This window comes from Pseudodesulfovibrio profundus, from assembly GCF_900217235.1.
Taxonomy (GTDB): Bacteria; Desulfobacterota; Desulfovibrionia; order Desulfovibrionales; family Desulfovibrionaceae; genus Pseudodesulfovibrio; species Pseudodesulfovibrio profundus.
In genome coordinates, this window is sequence record NZ_LT907975.1 from 3,174,849 (window position 1) to 3,191,005 (window position 16,157).

Consider the following 16,157-nt stretch of genomic DNA (forward strand, 5'->3'; position numbering starts at 1 on the left):
AATTATGAAGGCAAAACTCAAAAAACAGCCGCAAGGAACCTTCCTTTATCCAGACCTTTTGGACCAGCTCGATCCAAAGCACTCACTTCTTCAATTGGCGAGAAGAATTCCCTGGGAGCGTTTCGAGGCAGAGTTCTCCGCGCTTTACAGCGAACAGGGTCGCCCGGCCAAGCCGACCCGTTTGATGGTCGGTCTGATGCTCCTCAAGCAGTTGGAGAATCTGAGCGACGAGAGGGTCGTGGAGGTGTGGACGCAAAATCCGTATTATCAGGCGTTCTGCGGGATGACGGAGTTTCAATGGAGTTTGCCTTGCGACCCGACGGACCTGGTGTACTTCCGCAAGCGCATCGGCGAGGACGGAGCGAGGTTGATCTTCGAGACCTCCGTGGAATTGCATGGCGACGACGCCATGGAGCGGGAGATTACGGTGGACACTACGGTCCAAGAGAAGAACATCACATTTCCCACCGATCTGAAGTTGATGGAGAAAATCATCAAGGACTGCTGGAAAATAGCAGGCCGGGAGGGAGTCAAGTTTCGTCGCAGTTTCAGGCGTACGCTTCCCAAGCTGCGGATGAAACGGATGAAGATGGCGAAAAAGGCAAAGAAGCTGCGCACCATGGCCGGAGCACTGATTCGGGAGCTTCGTCGCAAGCTGCCGAGAGAAGCCCTGACCTGCCATGGAGAACGGCTCGATCTGTTCGAACGGGTCAGGAGCCAGAAACGGAGCGACAAAAACAAGGTCTACAGCTTGCACGAGCCAGACATCCTCTGCATATCCAAAGGCAAGGCGCACAAGCAATACGAGTTTGGTCGCAAGGCGTCTGTGGCCGTCACCAAGACCACGGGCATCATCGTCGGCGCGATGAGGCTTCGATGAAAACGTTTACGACGGCCACACCTTGCCGGATGTCCTCGAACAATGTTGGATGATCACAAAATCTTGCCCGGAGGTGGCGATCTGCGACCGGGGCTACAGGGGACTGAAGCAAGTCGGCGACACGCAAATACTGATTCCAGGCCGTCCCAAGAAGAAGGACACCCGCTATCAGCGTTTCAAGGCCCGACAGCGCTTCCGTCGCCGAGCGGCCACTGAGCCCCTCATCGGCCACCTCAAGCACGATCACCGCATGGCTCGGAGTTATCTCAAAGGTGCGGTTGGCGACGCCATCAATCTGTTCATGGCTGCTGCGGCCTTCAATTTCAGGAAATGGATGCGGAAGTTGGGAGGACTTTTTGCGCTCCTGGCACTCCTGCTCTTCGCCGGACACTCAAGACAAAGACTGCTGACCAGCGCTGGGTAAGGGCGGAAACGGGTTTTTCAGGGGCGACTAATTTATGCTGACGACACAGCCTGTGATTTGTCAGAAATAACTTTCGATGAAATCAGATTTGGCGGAATGCGTACTTTCCGGGGAGCGGTCTTGCGCAGTTTAAGCCTGCTGTGCGATTTGGGATTCTGCTATTGGTAGTATCCTATATTATTGTATTTATGGATGAAATGAAAAGAGAGATAAAGAGGAAGGGTTGTTCATTAGAAGGTTAATTCTTGAGTAAAGAATAATTCACAGAGGGCTATTATATAGTGAAAAAATAAATACTTAAGGAGTAATTTAATGAACTACCAATCAACGACCAATGCCCCTCAGTTTCAAGACCTGGCGATCAACAACGGAAGACAAGAGCAATTTTTTTGTTTCGATATCATTCTTCAGAAGATTCATGAAAGAATCAAATTAATGACGGAGCGTTACAGCCGGGTCATGTTTGTCCGTTTCGATATTCGGTTTCCCCGTGGATACCAGGCCCAAGGCGGTAACGACGAGGTGTCCCATCTGTTCAAGATGATGAAGGAGAATGCCAGGACGAGAAAGACAGCCTTCCATTTCGTCTGGGTCAGGGAGAAGGCTGGCAGTGATAATCCTCACTACCATGCTATAGCGCTTCTCGATGCCAGCAGGTCCAGCAACTATATCGAGTTTATCGCTGAGGTCACAAGGGTTTGGGGCCATGTGCTGAACTGTCATGCGGCAGGGCTTATTGATCGATGTGATTTTGATTCGTTTGGTAATTACACCGGAAATGGCATCATCCTGCAACGGCCTATTCGTAGAGCGATTGGGGAAGATCGTTCAGCTCTGGAACAGGATTTCTGGGCCAAACTGAATTGGTGTAATGAGTGGGCAAGTTATCTCGCAAAAGTGAATCAGAAGGAGGATACGCCATATCGGGTTCGGAGATTCGGCGCGTCAAAGATCTGATAGCAAACACCCGCCTGGCATGGCGGTGGCATTGTCTTTAGGAGGAGCACCCATTGTTGCCGCCATGCCAATTTGTGTGTGATGAGAAAACCTACCATATTCTCATCAAATTTTGATTTGAATAGGAAGAGAAAGCACATCATGACTCAAGTAATATGGCAAAGCCAAGTGTGGCCTACATTCCGGTATGACGCGGAAGTTCTCCTCACTCAACTCGGGAGATGCCGGAGGTTGCTGGGAGAACTGCTCGCCCAAATGGCTACCTTGGACGGCAAGATCGCTCTTGAGGCTGAGGCTGTTTTTCTGGAGGTGGAAGTGCTGGGGACTTCGGAAATTGAAGGCGTGAAATTGCAGCCGCAGTCCGTGCGGTCTTCTGTGGTCCGGAAACTCGGGCTGGAGTAAGCAGACTATCATCCCCGTAATCAATATGAGGACGGGATGGTTGAGGTGCTTGTTGATGCCACAACGAACCATAGCTCGCCTCTTACCGCAGAGCGACTCTTTGGATGGCATGCGGCGCTTTTCCCGACAGGGTATACCGGTATTCAGCGTATTACTCTGTTGGCAATTGGCGGACATACGCAGACGGAACCATGCAAGTCATTTCCGGCAGGCCAAGGAAGGTGAAGTTACACTATGAAGCCCCGCCTGCGGATTCGCTTCCCAAGGAGATGAAAGCCTTCCGAATTGGTTCAACTCGCCGGTGGATGGAGACGGTATTATTCGGGCTGGGGTTGCGCACTTCTGGTTTGTGACGCTTCATCCTTTTGATGATGGCAACGGGAGGCTCGCGCGGGCTATTACCGATATGGCCATGACGCAAGACGAGCAAACGTCTCGGAGAGCCTATAGTTTGTCTTCTCAGATTTTGGCTTCCAGGAAGGCCTATTATGGGGTCCTTGAGGAGGCGCAGAAGGGCAAAAATGACATCACTGGGTGGTTGGCCTGGTTCCTCGAAACAGTGGAACAAGGCATGCGAAATTCCCGTGAGTTGGCCCGGTTGACGATCATGAAGGCGGAGTTCTGGAAACAGCACGCCAAAGCCAACATCAATGACCAGCAGCGTAAGGTGCTCAACAAATTACTCGATGCTGGTCCTGACGGCTTCGAGGGCGGCCTTTCAAACAAAAAGTACATCTCCATGACCAAGACCTCTTCCGCGACGGCTACGCGCCATTTGAAGGCGTTGGTTGATGCCGGATTGCTCATTCAGAGTGGCGGCGGGCGGAGTGTGCGGTACGAGATAGACTGGTCCTCATGCGAAGTGTATTAAGTATAGGCAGCCGGTAGCCGATTGTTTTCGTTTTTTGTGATCATTGGATTTGTTGGGAAAAATGAAAATCCCCCCGATAAATGCGATTTGATCGGGGGGATTGGTCGGGCGTGTGAGGCGGCTATGAGGTGGCCTCTGGGAGTACATAATGCGTCCCCGGTCCTTTCCCCCTCTTTTCAAGTCTGTTAGCCTTCACCAAGGCGGCTAAGTGGTCCTTGACTGTGCCTTCATTGAAGCCCTGATTGACCAGGTCAGACTTCGTAACCCGCCCGTGTTCGTAGGCGTGGAGGAGAGCGGCTTGCTCTATTTCATGTAGGCCTGCGACATCAGGCTTCGTCCTAGGTGCCGACTCTGCCTCGGACGAGTCTGCACCGACTTCGTCGAATACCCAAGGCGTTCCCTCTGCCTCTGTCGCATACTCCAGATGAGCATGAAATTGCTTTCCCGTGTACGGCGGGCAGCCCTTGAATTCGCGGAATGTGACCAGCGCATTGACGCCGCCCTCGAACCCTTTACGCTGTTCGGACTCATGGATCAGGATGACGTTCTGTGCCAAGCTTTTGAATGCGTTTGACCCCATGGGGTCGCCTTTTTTCGTGGTGTGGTGGACAACGATAAGGGTGTTTTGCTTCGCCTGAAGGCGCTTCGCAAAATTCTTAAGTCCTCTTCCTACGGCCTCACTGGACAGTCCCTTTTGGGATGCCGCCAGCAGGTTATCGATGATGAGCACGCTGTTAGAATCCATCTTGTCGAGAATCAGATCCTGCCAACCTGTATCCAATACATCCAGAGGGCCGAAGCCTTCAGGGGCTGGCATGCTCAACTCAGGGAAGTCGAAGAAGCGGTCTGGGATTTCAGTGACCCCCAGAGCTGCCATGGCGCGTATCGTATAGGTGTTGGATTTTTGGTAATCCTGTTCCGCGTTGATTGAATAAACTTTTCTGGCCCTGGACGCTTCCATCCCGAAAGCACTTGTGCCGGTTGAAATGCTGATCGCGAGAGTCCTGGTGAACATGGACTTACCTGCATTCGAGTCACCAACAACGACAGTGATATTGCTGGGAGCGAAGACGCTTTCAATAGAAAAAGCGACGTCAACTCCGCCATTCTTAGCAGCATCGCTGATAGACGTTGCGGGAATAAAGAGAGTGGGCTTCGCCTCTTCTGTAGGCTGCATCTCCGCTTCGATGAACTTTTCGTCCTTGCAGTACTTCTTGTACTGGGAGAAGGACCACGCGTTTTGGACGTCATCAAGCAGGCAAATTACGTTGCGACGAGAGAATGTCATGGCCTTTTCGCAAGCATAAGCCCCACATTCTGTTCTGGCAGCCTCAATGACATCGCCGCTGTTGGCAAATGGCTTAATGAGAACCCTGAAGTCTTCGATGCCGATTTCCTGCAGGCGTCCACGAAGCTCAACGCCAACTGCAATCGTATCCCGTTGCAGCGTAGGAAGATACACGATTCGGCGGCCTCTCAGCGGCAAGAGCGCATAGTCTTTCATTCGACTAGCTCCCGCCCAAAAGGCTGTTGCAACGACACCGGCGTGGTTCGGCTCATTCAGTGACGCGAGGGTCTGGTTGATCCGGTGTGCGAGCCATGCGTCATCTGTAACGATGACTATGGCCGACCGGTAGCGCTCCAACACATCCAACTCGGTGATAGGGATGTCGTTCGGGAAGAATCCCCATGAGTAAGCGTTGGGATCACATGGGTCCAGATCGTTGGCCTTAAAATAAGGCAAATGGTCTACATCGCCGGAGTCGGTTTGGAACACGGCTATAAGATACTGCTTATCTTGCCTGGGATAGGGGACAGGGATAGTCTCCATGTGTTTCGCCGTGGAGCCATTGATAGAAGAGCCTCCATTCGGTAACGCCCAGATGTCTCCAGTAATTGGGTACATAGACTGGCTAGTGTTTTGTTCAAGCGGCCTGTCGGGGTTGATCCCGTAGCGTACTGCGAGATCTCTGGCTGCCTCTCCTATGCAGAGGTTGTATCTCTCCGCGTACAGGTCTAACCAGCCCTTGCGGGGAGCTTCAGGCTTGGCTCCCCATTGATTCCGCTTCCAAGAGACTGCCCCATTATTATGGATCAGGAAGGCGAGGTCTGTGTCAGGGAGTGGGTGATATGGGCTGCCATATACGCCCTCTATTCCTTTATGAGTAGGAGCATGAAAGGGGGGCAGAACCCTTGCTCTGCTCTCTGCCATGAGTTCAAGGGCCGCGCTGTTTTCAGTCACGGTATATTTTAAGTCACGCGAGTGCGTTTGAATCCGGGAAACGTTCGGATTAACTTTGTTAGAGTTAGTAGTCATAGTATCCTCCTGGTCTACCGGGTGACGATCCGGTGTTCTTCCATATACTTCAGTATTTCAACGAGGTCGTAGCGCACGGCAGATCCGATTTTGAAATAATTAAAGCCGGTATTGGCGTGCCTGTCGCTTTGCAGCTTACTGGTTGACAGCGAGGTGATCTTGGCGACTTCCTTTTCTGTTAGATATTGGGGCCTATTCATTTTGTTTTCCTAACGTTTACGCCCGTTGGCCATTAGGGCATTATGAACTGCATCTGTTGAACTCGAGTTGTGACGTCAGGAGTAGAAAATCACAGCTGGGGTGATAAATCGAAGATGTGATAGGCAATTATGGGCGTTTCTTCCCAATTGCCTGTATTTGCATGGATTGTTTTTTGGAGGACTGATTTGACAATAGGAAGGATCGAAGGTTTCCCTTCTCAAGCCGCTTCTAAGAATGACAAGGCAGCAGCCAAAAGCCTCTATAAATTGATCGAGAGGCTGTTTAGGGATTTTCCGAAGTTGAAAACGTTTGCTAGGGAGCTGACTGGAGAGGGCTTGACTGATGGCGTGTTGCTTTCGCCGTTTACTTTTCTGCTTCAGCCCGACTCCATCCTCACTGCAGATCCGGATTCATTGGATGAACGTGGTATTCCCCAACGCTATTTTTCCAATGAGTCCGCCGCTATCTATCATGAGCAAGCTGGATCGTATGAAAATGCCTTTTGCCATTTCCTCATTTTGTCTGAGCGCGACCGTTTTCTTGAGGAGGTAGCGGCGATAAAAGGAGTGAGGACGGCGGATAAAATTGATGAGAAGTGTACGCAATTAGAGGTTGCCCTCATGCGTCTGGCCAAGCGGGCCAGAGCAGGACAAAACGCTTGGGACGGTCTGGTCAGCCTTGAATTTCTACAAGCTGAATATTCAAAAAGACAATTTTTCCTGGATCAATTGGAGAACGAATGTCTTAGGGACATGGCGCGCGGCGTATTTATATTTTTGAATACGCATTTTGAAAAGCTTGTCGGTAAGAAGCCTGAGCACTGCGTTGATTGCGTGTGGGGGAAAGATGCTGCCCGACTGGGGGAGAGAGCTGTCTTCTCTTGGGGGGGGTGTGATGGTCGTGAGTGTGATTTTACAAGACACCTAATGAGGTTGGCTCAGTTGGATGTTAAAGGGGCAACTGTCACTGAAGGAAAGAAAGTTCTTCCTGCATGTAGTCACAATGGTTGGCAAGATTGTCAGAGCCTTTATGAACATTATGGTATTCCACTTCACGAACTTTTTTCATTTACAGAGATTAAGGTCATATATGCATATCTGATAGATAATGCACAACTTCCAAGACGGAAGATCGTGGCTCCCCCGTCTTCTGTTGCTTTCAAGGGGAATGCTCGCAATCGCTTTAAGCCTCTTGAAGATGTTTATGAAAGCCGCAAGAAAGCTCTCTGCGGATATAAATATCACGAAATGGACGATGACCGTCTAGTAGGACTGTGGTTATGGGATCAGGCATGGAAGATAGGGAGCTTTGAGGGCCTTCCTTCAACATGGTTTGCAAGCATGCTCAGAGAACCTTGGTTTCGGTGTACTCCTTTGGGCAAGAGAGTTTACTTGAGCTGCGAACAGGCTAATAAGGACTATGATAAATTTGAGAAAGCTGAGCTCTATATGGATGCTTATGATAACGCTCTAGTTGCCCTTAAGGATTGCTTTGAGTCTACGAAAGAGTGTGTAAGGCAAGGGAAGATACTCCCCAAATACGCTCCACAAAAAAAGTCAGAAGAGCCAATGTAGGAAAGAATTCATGGGGCTGTACCAGATAACTAGCCCATATGTCTTCTAACCCACTGTTTCAGTTGTTTAAACTGGCTTCGCGGATTGCTGTTATTAAAACGCCACTCGCATTCCTTTAAAAACAGAGAAAAATGCTTGGTTGGAATGCCGTTGAATTTCCTCATATGGCGTTTGGCCTGGTTCCAAAAATTCTCGATTCCATTGATGTGGTTGTGGCTATCTGCAAACAGCTTCGAGTGGTTGATTCGGAAGTGTTTGAACGCTGACACATCAAGGACATTGTAGCCATACCAGCAGTCCGAGTAAACCACACTGTCTGGCTGGATTCTTTCCTGAATAATGGGAAGCAAGGTTTTACCTTTCGCATCAGGAATCACCTGTGTATAGACCTTCCCGCCCCTTTTAAGGATTCCAAAAACAGGAACCTTACCAGCCGCCCCACGTCCTCTTTTGCCCTTTCGCTTGCCACCGAAGTAGCTCTCATCGACCTCAAATTCGCCAAAATCCATCCCTTCACAGGACTCTTCTACCGCTATGATTTCCCGGAGCCGGTGAAAGTAATAGGCGGCTGTTTTGACGTTCACACCAACCAGATCGGCAGCGCAACGAGCTGTCGTGCCAGCCACAAAATGTTCGATTAAACGAAGCTGCTTGTCCTTGCTCAAACGACTTTTTCGCATTGCCATACCGATAACCCAAAGGAGTTATCTGGTACAGCCCCGAATTCATTTGCATCAATTTGCATCCCGCCTGCTGGGGATAGGGTAGTGTCCCACGACGTGGTGTAATTGGGGGTAAAGCCTCAAGGTCTTGAAAGAGGCCGCCGTTCGTTCCATAGGGTTTTGTAGCTAAAACAAGCCCGAAGGAGGAACGAACGGCATGCCTGAGAAGAGAATGACAGGTCGGGACGGGTTCGACAAGATTTTCGTCGAGTCCCACGGCGACTGGCTGCGTGAGATGGTCACGGCGATCGTGCACGAAGTGATGGAGGCTGAGGTGAGCGCAATAGCTGGAGCCGGCTACGGCGAACGAAAGGCGGAGCGGAACACGCACCGCAATGGCTACCGGGAGCGTCAGTGGACGACCCGAGTCGGCGACATTGATCTGCACATCCCGAAGCTCCGCGAGGGGTCGTATTTTCCGACGTTCCTGGAACCCCGCAGGCGCTCCGAGAAGGCCCTGATCGGCGTTATCAAGGAAGCCTACGTCCAAGGCGTGTCCACGCGCCGTGTGGAACGATTGTGCCAGCAGATGGGCATCGAGCGGATGGACAAGAATTTCGTTTCGCGCATGGTCCAGGACATCGAGGCTGAGGTTTTGGCGTTCAAGTCCCGCCCCCTGGAGGGCGAGTTCCCGTATGTGTTTGTGGATGCACGCTACGAGAAGGTCCGCCGGGAAGGCCGCGTGACAAGCATGGCGGTGCTGGTGGCCGTTGGCGTACGCATGGACGGCCACCGTGAGGTGCTTGGAGTGGAGCCCACGATGGGAGAACGCTATCTCCTGTGGCGGGATTTCCTGCAGGATCTGACCAGCCGTGGGTTGCAGGGCGTCCGACTGATAGTCAGTGATGCCCATGAAGGTTTGAAGCGGGCCATCACCGAAGTTTTTTCCGGAACAAGCTGGCAGCGTTGCCGCGTTCACTTCATGCGCTCCATGCTGGCTCATGTTTCCAAGCGCTATCAGCCAATGGTGTCCGCGTTGCTCAAGACCATTTTCGCCCAGCCCACCCTGGAAGAGGCCCGTAGGGAACTGCGCAATGTGGTCGATGCGCTTGAGCCTAAATTTCCAGACGTGGCAAAGCTCGTGGAGGAGGCTGAGGACGAGGTGCTGACCTACATGGCGTTTCCACCAGAGCATTGGCGCAAACTGTACTCCACGAATATGCTGGAGCGCCTCATGCGGACAATCAAGGCCCGCACCCGAGTGGTCAGCATCTTCCCTGACGAGAGGTCGCTGGAGCGCCTGGTTGGCGCCGTACTGATCGAAGAGAACGAGGAGTGGATGGAGGCCCGGCGCTATATCAGCGAAGCCTCAATGGCCAAACTCAACGCCGCCCGGCCCCAGCTCCCCCCGCGGGGGGAGCTGGGCCTGGAAGAGGCCGCGTAGGGGATCGAAAGGAAGGTAGTAACCCTGGGAGCTAAGACGGAATTACACCACTTGACGGGACACAACTGGGGATAGTGCTGGGGAAACTCAGGAAACGAAAAATGCCGATCATTGCTGATCGGCATTTTTGTTAACAATGGCGGAAGCGTACAGGGGTCGAACCTGCCTACGACATCACTGCCGTACATTGGTTTTGAAGACCAAGCGCCACACCGGTGACGAAACGCTTCCATTGGTGATGTGTGTTGGCTGTGGTCAGCTTTCACACATGGCCTCGGGAGTTTTTTCCCGAGTTCGATTGGAGAAGTACCAGTTTTCATAAGGGTAAACAAGCTCGATTCTATTCCTTTCGGTTTAACCCCAATAAAGTCTGCGTGAATATCCACATTTAATGGCACGTGCCATTTCTTTTTGTTATACGGATTGGAAACTGTGGGTGCTCAATCACATATCTAACAATGAGGAATTATCATGCGGAAAATGGCAGCACTTCGTTTCTCGGTTGTAATCGCGGGTCTGATTGTAATGGGTACTGTGGTGGGTGGATTTGCTTCTGATATCGGGCCCACCATTCAGCAGACGTGCACTAAATGTCATTCCCCAAAGCGGATTTGCCTGAATCTTGGAGTGAAGTCTGAATCGGCATGGAACTCAACCATCAACAAAATGGTGGGCAAGGGGGCCAAGTTGCCCAAAGACAGAATTAATGAAGCGGCGTCCTTTTTATCGACACTTGAGCCTGGAGCGCCGTTACTTTGCAACTGATCCGGATCATAGTGGCTTTGGCGTGATCTCTTGTGTCACTTCCGATTAGTTATTATGGTGTGTGCACACTATAATCAAAGGAATGACCATGGGAAAAACATATGTGACAGCGACAGTTATCGCCAAGGATGGTGCCGAGCAGGAGTTGGAAGCCATACTGGTGAAGTTGGTGGAAGAGGTTCGGAAGGAAGAGGGATGTATCAGGTATGATCTGCACCGATCAGACTATGGCAATGTCTTCCTCTTTTATGAAATATGGCAGAGCCCGGCTCATCTGGCAGCCCATGGCAAGACGCCGCATATGGCGGCCATGGCCGAGGCGACCAAAGATCTGGTTGCCGGACCAGCCGAGGTGAATACCTGGGAAGAGATCGATGTTTCGAGCTCATAAAAGGTTGCATGGTGTCACACCCGAGGGCGATACCTAGTGAGCTTGAAGTTGTTTGCTCCACCTGCAAGGTAGGGTAAGTGCATAAAAAAGGCCGGGTTTTCAGAAGGAAAACCCGGCCTTTGCATTGATATAGTGCTGACTACCAGAGTTGGTAGCTGAGACCAGCGGAAAGGGTTGTATCAGAAACAGAATTATCATCACACCCGACCGCAAATCCCAGGCTGGTCGAGGCGGACAAACGGTCCGTGATGCTCCAGGCCGCACCGACGCCGACATCAGCCCAGTCCTGATCGATGGGCGCGCCGGGGTAGGCAAAGGCGCCGATTCCCGTGGCGCTGCCGCTCATGCCGGTGGAGGAGTCTTCAAGGCGATGGTTCCAGGCACCCCATACCCATGTGTCGAGCTTGTCGATCAAGGCGACATCCGCACGCAGACCCGTGCGAATCAGGTTGGAGTATTCCTCACGGCTATCAAATTTGGCTGGGAACGGGCCACCGGACTCAGTGTAAGCGTCGACACGCGTGGTTTGCCAGGTGTACTCGATAAAGGGGGTAAGGGAGAGAGTCTCGGATATATTGCCGGTCCACTGCACTTGCCCGGAAAGACTGAATACTTCGGCCTCGGTGGACCCCGAGGAGGTGGCGTAGCCTGCGCCATTCATGTAGCCGCGCGTAAGGTCCAAATCAACAGATTGCCAGAGTGAGGATACGCGAAATTCGAAACGGGTCCCTTCGGGGCTATAGGTCACGAAAGCGCCGGGACCGAGTGCGGAAATATCCTGACTTCCATTATAGCCAGTTTCAAGGTCGCGGGAATCGGCAAACAACCCACCGCCGAATCGCCAATTGTCGGTTTCCCAGCTTAGCCCAAGACCGCCATGCAGATTGATGTCGTCGCTATCCAGCTCGATGTTGGTCCCAAAAGAACCAACCATCCAGAGGTCGAGACGTCCGGGCATTGTGTCACCACTGGACATGCCTCGGGAATTTTCTGCCAGAGGGTTGACCCGCGAGCGTGAAGCATGTCCACTGGCTGCATTGGCAAGCCGATTCATGGACAATTGCCCCATGTTGCTGACCATGGGGCTGACCTGCCCCATGACATCAAGCGACTGATACAAAGCCTCAGGGGTGATGATCCCCGCGTAAGGGATGTTGATTAGTAAACCATCGCCAGTGCCTTGGGAGCAATGAATGATTGAGCCATCTGCATTAGTACCCAATGCATATCTAATATTAATGCCCGTTAAATCAACACCTCCATCTTTTAACAATTGTTCAATGGAAACCATGCCCTGACTTTCTGTCCAACGGAATGCTTTGGAATTATGGTTGGAGTCACTACTATATCCAACGACTAAACCACCATCATCAGAGACACCTTGTGCCGTCGATTTAATCCCGTCCTCAAGAAAACCGAGTGGAGACATGGTCCCGTTGACCCAACGAAAAGCTTCTGATTGGCCACGTTCATTTTTACTAAAGCCGATCACTACAGAACCATTTGCAGAAACGTCCTTGGCAAATGATTCCCCCTTACCTGTCAAGTCCTGGTGTAAAAAACCCAGCCCTATCATTGTATCATTTTTCCAGCGAAAAGCCTGTAAACCATTATTGGAATTGCCGCCACCAACGACAGTTGAACCATCTGCGGATACTGCTACGCCGCGAGAAAGCGGATAACTAGAATCCAAAGCTCCGAGCCCGACCATGCCTTGACTCTGTGTCCAACGAAATGCCTGAGTGAACCCTGCTTGGTTACGATAGGTTCCAACGACCACGGATCCATTTGATGACACGGAATTGGCGCTAGACATAGTAAAGCCTTCCGGTCCTTCAAGATATGACATCTTGCCGTTGACCCATCGTACTGCACGAGAGTAAGTCGTATTATAATCGATTACACCGATAGCCACAGCGCCATTGGCTGATACACCCGCGGCAACGCTGTTCGGTTCACTCGTGAGGATCGTTACTTTTCCGTTAGACCATTGTGCTGCTCTATATTTCCCGTCGATATTCTTAGATCCAACTACAATGTTTCCATTTTGAGAGATACCCGTGATAGAAAAATCTCGTATTTCTTCTATGCTCAAGGAGGAGGCAAGGGCTTTCCCCGGTGTGACTATGAAGGCAAGCTGGAGAATGATCAGGAATGAAATTAATGAGTACAGGGAGTTGGGTGCGGAAAGTTGTAAACCAGACGACATGGGTATGATAAACCTCTCGTTGAAGGGGATCGTGTTTGGCGAGGAAACTCTCTCAATGCAGGCATTATGAAAGTCTATACCTCTGACTATTAGCTAAACGAGTGGTCTATATTCCATTGAGAAAATCGTGACAAGCATTATTGGTAAAAAGTAGTCTAACTTGTCGGTTTTTCGATAGTTTTCAAGAAAAGTATAGCTTTATGAGGAGCTGGAGGGCGAAAAGAGAAGTGCTTAGAAGGTCGAGGTGGCTGCTTTTAATAGAGTGGGCCATGCCGCAACCCACCCCTTTCCACTGTGAGTCAATTCCGGGAGTGTGCGCACCTGTACTATTGTCTTTGGGGAAAGGCGTTCCACATACGAGTCGACTACCTGTTGAGGGATGATTGTGTCATTTCCACCCAGAAAATGGACCTGAGGTATCGAGGATAGCTTTTGGGTGTAATCTGCCGGGTTGAGCGAATCATGCAGTGGGGTCAGATTATGCATTCTTGTCCACTTTTCATGATCGAGGTTGCCGCACACCGTGATCAGACCGACGACATCCGTTCGCTGTGATGCCAGTAGTGCTGCTACAGCACCACCTCCCGAAAATCCGATGAGCACAACGTTGCGTGCATTCGCTGCTTTCTTGGCCGCATCGGTCAAAGAATTCATCGTGTTGAGCACCGGCAGGGAGAAGCGTCCTGTGGTCCAGTATTCATTTGTGCAGGCTGAACCTTCAACATACTGGCATGGGCGGCCCAGATAGGCCACAGCGGGAGTCGTATCCTGTTGTGCTAAAAGCAGCGCAGTGGGTGTTATGGGAGTCGGATCAGGTGAAGGGGAGGTTGGAGTTGAGTAAGCTACTCCATCTCCTTCAATGTAAATGTGAATGATATCGGACTGACCTCGCGCCCATCCAACCGCAGGAAGCGGGGCAGATGCGTTCAGCCGGGTCCACTTGGCATGTGCATCCATGGCAGTGATGGCATTGTAGCCGCGGCAACCAGAGAGTGCTGTCACGGCAAACAGGAGTATCCCCCATATAATCAATGCAACCAAGTTGTTCTTCATGGTGTGATATTCAACACTCCCGGTCAGTTCCGTCAAGCTGCTATGAGGAGAATGGCTGGGGCGATTCCTGTTTGGATGCAATGGCGTTGCAGTGATGTGGCGTGGAAGTCCTGCTGGTACAAGCTCTCGCTGCTTGTTGAGTGGGGATTGTATAGGAGAGTGGAGATACGTCGGTAAAACGAAAAAAGGCTTACGTTTATGAAAACGTAAGCCTTTGATTTCTCATGGCGTCCCCAAGGGGATTTGAACCCCTGTTACCGGCGTGAAAGGCCGACGTCCTGGACCAGGCTAGACGATGGGGACGCATGGATGACTCTTCGAGATTTTGATGGAGGGGTGGTCGTTCCTCCTCTCAAGTGCGTCGTATGTAAAAGAGCTAGTCTTTCGACTAATCTGCAACTGTTAGCCTTGCAGTTGCTTTCTGGCATTTTAAGTGGCGTCCCCAAGGGGATTTGAACCCCTGTTACCGGCGTGAAAGGCCGACGTCCTGGACCAGGCTAGACGATGGGGACGCAATATTTATTTGGCTGGGCTGCAAGGACTCGAACCTTGATTAACGGAGCCAGAACCCGTCGTCCTGCCAATTGAACGACAGCCCAGCAGCGAGAAGATGATTTAAGAGAGCTTGGCCCTAATGTCAACTTCTTTTTGCTATTTTTTTAGACAGCTTTGGCGAGCTGACGTGTACGCTTCTTCAGTTTGTTGATTTTGCGGCGGATGCGGCAACGCTCAACACGGCTTTCGATGGATTTCTTCTCAACACGCAGAGCCTTGATCTGTCTTTTGATCTCGAAGATCTGCTGCTTGTAGGGAGAAACCTGCTCTTCATCTTCAATGCCGAAGACTTCCTTGATTGCGGAAACGAGCTCGTTCTTGTCTTTACCGGAAGCACCGGTAATCATGGGGAGCTTGTCCACGCACAGGGCGCGCAGTTCTTTAGCTGTCATTTTTTCCAGCGGCTTGGTCAGTCCAAGCTCGTCAAAGGAAATTTCTTTTACTTCACTCATGGTGTACTCCTTAAAATTCAGCTTTGAGGAAATTACTCCTCAAACATCCGCTGGTAGGCCCTGTAGCACTTCCCTAGTGGGGAGTTCGGGTCCAGCTTCTCATTTAACGCGCCTAATTCGTTAGGCTTTTTAAGTTTCCTCGGAGGCTTTTCAGCTTCCGGCCGGGTATACCCGTCCAAAGGAGATCTGCCGTTTAGCAGTTCGAATACTACTTTGTCAAAGAAATCTTGCTCCAAATAGCCATTTATTTTTTCGAGTATCATCGGAGCCAAAAACTGCGCCTCCTGCATGACCATCGGGTCTTCCGCGGCGAGAATGAGTTTGCGCCCCCTGTGTCCCAGCGGACGGGCAACATGGGCCATCTCTCCCATCAGGTCATCCCAGGCATTCCACAACTGGACAAGCAGCATCCCCCCGCTCGTATCCTTTTTATCAAAATATGAGGGCAGGGCATCTGTCAGGCTTATGGTACGGCCTTTTCGTCCCTTGCGGCTGTAGTGTCGATAATATCTTGCCACCTTGGCTCCTATTGGGATTCCGGTTTCAGCGTGATTCGAACGATGGATGGTGTCAGTTCGTATGCTTCGCCGGAGCGCTCCTGTTCGTCAACTTCCCGTGCCACTTCGGACCCGACGGCTTCCGGGTCACTCCCCTTGAGGATGCCGGAAATTATCCCGTCGCGAATGGCTTCATCCGGCTTGAATCGCCGACTTATGATCATGTCCACCTGTTCAAATCCTTCTTTGTGGATGGTCAACAGGTGGTCAGTGTCTCTTGTAAATGAAACACTGCACGGGGTGGTGCACATCTGTTTGCCATCCCCATAAACCGTCGCCCCCATGGGGTTGGTCGATATCGGTATCGTTTGTTTGGGCGGACCGCAAGCCGTCAGTATGGTCAGGGTCGAAATCAGGAGTAAAACAAGAAACGCTCGATGTGACATGGTGGTTCCATCGGTTAAAGGTCAGCCCCTGTTTTTGCAGGGGCTGAAAGTAAGTTA

At 51.3% G+C, this 16,157-nt stretch carries 15 protein-coding genes, 4 tRNA genes and 2 pseudogenes; 9 read left to right on the top strand and 12 right to left on the bottom strand.

What is annotated here, in order from left to right; genetic code table 11:
- Nucleotides 1-4: 4 nt before the first annotated feature.
- The 5 genes and pseudogenes from DPRO_RS14905 (at nt 5) to DPRO_RS20410 (ending at nt 3,534) form a co-directional block, all read left to right on the top strand.
- Nucleotides 5-1,304 (top strand): annotated as a pseudogene (locus tag DPRO_RS14905) (IS5 family transposase).
- A 312-nt stretch (nt 1,305-1,616) separates the two neighbouring features.
- A complete protein-coding gene (locus DPRO_RS14910; protein WP_097012775.1) occupies nt 1,617-2,261 on the top strand; it encodes a YagK/YfjJ domain-containing protein in 645 nt (214 codons plus the stop codon).
- 141 nt (nt 2,262-2,402) lie between these two features.
- Nucleotides 2,403-2,663: a DUF4172 domain-containing protein gene (locus tag DPRO_RS20405; RefSeq protein ID WP_197706473.1), complete on the top strand. Its 261-nt coding sequence runs from the start codon at nt 2,403-2,405 to the stop codon at nt 2,661-2,663.
- A gap of 301 nt (nt 2,664-2,964) precedes the next feature.
- Nucleotides 2,965-3,060: pseudogene (locus DPRO_RS20755) on the top strand (Fic family protein); the annotation flags it as partial.
- Nucleotides 3,061-3,114: 54 nt separating this feature from the next.
- Nucleotides 3,115-3,534, top strand: a complete 420-nt coding sequence (locus DPRO_RS20410; RefSeq protein WP_232005616.1) for a Fic family protein — start codon at nt 3,115-3,117, stop codon at nt 3,532-3,534.
- 121 nt (nt 3,535-3,655) lie between these two features.
- On the opposite strand, the gene DPRO_RS14920 is transcribed toward DPRO_RS20410, so the two are convergent.
- Both DPRO_RS14920 and DPRO_RS14925 read right to left on the bottom strand, forming a co-directional pair.
- Nucleotides 3,656-5,440 carry an AAA family ATPase gene (locus DPRO_RS14920; RefSeq protein WP_157917502.1) on the bottom strand — a complete coding sequence of 595 codons (1,785 nt, stop codon included), beginning with the start codon at nt 5,438-5,440 and terminating at the stop codon, nt 3,656-3,658.
- 425 nt (nt 5,441-5,865) lie between these two features.
- A complete protein-coding gene (locus DPRO_RS14925) occupies nt 5,866-6,051 on the bottom strand; it encodes a helix-turn-helix transcriptional regulator (protein WP_097012777.1) in 186 nt (61 codons plus the stop codon).
- A gap of 129 nt (nt 6,052-6,180) precedes the next feature.
- On the opposite strand from DPRO_RS14925, the gene DPRO_RS14930 reads away from it, so the two are divergent.
- Nucleotides 6,181-7,626, top strand: coding sequence for a hypothetical protein (locus DPRO_RS14930; protein WP_157917503.1), 1,446 nt, complete (start codon nt 6,181-6,183; stop codon nt 7,624-7,626).
- Nucleotides 7,627-7,655: 29 nt separating this feature from the next.
- Here the strand turns inward: DPRO_RS14930 and DPRO_RS14935 are convergent, their stop codons facing one another.
- A complete protein-coding gene (locus tag DPRO_RS14935; protein ID WP_097012874.1) occupies nt 7,656-8,306 on the bottom strand; it encodes an IS1595 family transposase in 651 nt (216 codons plus the stop codon).
- 214 nt (nt 8,307-8,520) lie between these two features.
- Between DPRO_RS14935 and DPRO_RS14940 the strand changes: the two genes are divergently transcribed.
- Nucleotides 8,521-9,732, top strand: a complete 1,212-nt coding sequence (locus DPRO_RS14940; protein ID WP_097013740.1) for an IS256 family transposase — start codon at nt 8,521-8,523, stop codon at nt 9,730-9,732.
- Nucleotides 9,733-9,869: 137 nt separating this feature from the next.
- Here DPRO_RS14940 and DPRO_RS14945 read toward each other — a convergent pair.
- A tRNA-Sec gene (locus DPRO_RS14945) sits at nt 9,870-9,963 on the bottom strand.
- Nucleotides 9,964-10,203: 240 nt separating this feature from the next.
- On the opposite strand from DPRO_RS14945, the gene DPRO_RS14950 reads away from it, so the two are divergent.
- On the top strand, nt 10,204-10,497 hold the full coding sequence (locus tag DPRO_RS14950) for a hypothetical protein (RefSeq protein ID WP_097012779.1): 294 nt from the start codon (nt 10,204-10,206) through the stop codon (nt 10,495-10,497).
- 88 nt (nt 10,498-10,585) lie between these two features.
- Nucleotides 10,586-10,888 (top strand): putative quinol monooxygenase, encoded by a 303-nt coding sequence (locus tag DPRO_RS14955; protein WP_097012780.1) that lies wholly within the window; start codon nt 10,586-10,588, stop codon nt 10,886-10,888.
- Between the two features lie 139 nt (nt 10,889-11,027).
- Here the strand turns inward: DPRO_RS14955 and DPRO_RS14960 are convergent, their stop codons facing one another.
- From DPRO_RS14960 to DPRO_RS14995, 8 genes are all read right to left on the bottom strand, one after another.
- Nucleotides 11,028-13,097 (bottom strand): autotransporter domain-containing protein, encoded by a 2,070-nt coding sequence (locus tag DPRO_RS14960; RefSeq protein ID WP_097012781.1) that lies wholly within the window; start codon nt 13,095-13,097, stop codon nt 11,028-11,030.
- Nucleotides 13,098-13,328: 231 nt separating this feature from the next.
- The gene (locus tag DPRO_RS14965; RefSeq protein ID WP_157917504.1) at nt 13,329-14,150 is read right to left on the bottom strand and encodes an alpha/beta fold hydrolase; all 822 of its coding nucleotides are present in this window, start codon (nt 14,148-14,150) and stop codon (nt 13,329-13,331) included.
- Nucleotides 14,151-14,375: 225 nt separating this feature from the next.
- Nucleotides 14,376-14,453, bottom strand: a tRNA-Glu gene (locus tag DPRO_RS14970).
- Nucleotides 14,454-14,584: 131 nt separating this feature from the next.
- Nucleotides 14,585-14,662 (bottom strand) — tRNA-Glu (locus tag DPRO_RS14975).
- A gap of 12 nt (nt 14,663-14,674) precedes the next feature.
- A tRNA-Gln gene (locus DPRO_RS14980) sits at nt 14,675-14,749 on the bottom strand.
- A 60-nt stretch (nt 14,750-14,809) separates the two neighbouring features.
- Nucleotides 14,810-15,157 carry a hypothetical protein gene (locus DPRO_RS14985; RefSeq protein ID WP_097012783.1) on the bottom strand — a complete coding sequence of 116 codons (348 nt, stop codon included), beginning with the start codon at nt 15,155-15,157 and terminating at the stop codon, nt 14,810-14,812.
- 32 nt (nt 15,158-15,189) lie between these two features.
- Nucleotides 15,190-15,675, bottom strand: coding sequence for a DUF721 domain-containing protein (locus DPRO_RS14990; protein ID WP_097012784.1), 486 nt, complete (start codon nt 15,673-15,675; stop codon nt 15,190-15,192).
- An 8-nt stretch (nt 15,676-15,683) separates the two neighbouring features.
- Entirely contained in the window at nt 15,684-16,100 is a 417-nt protein-coding gene (locus DPRO_RS14995) for a PEGA domain-containing protein (RefSeq protein ID WP_097012785.1), read from the bottom strand.
- Nucleotides 16,101-16,157 lie beyond the last annotated feature (57 nt).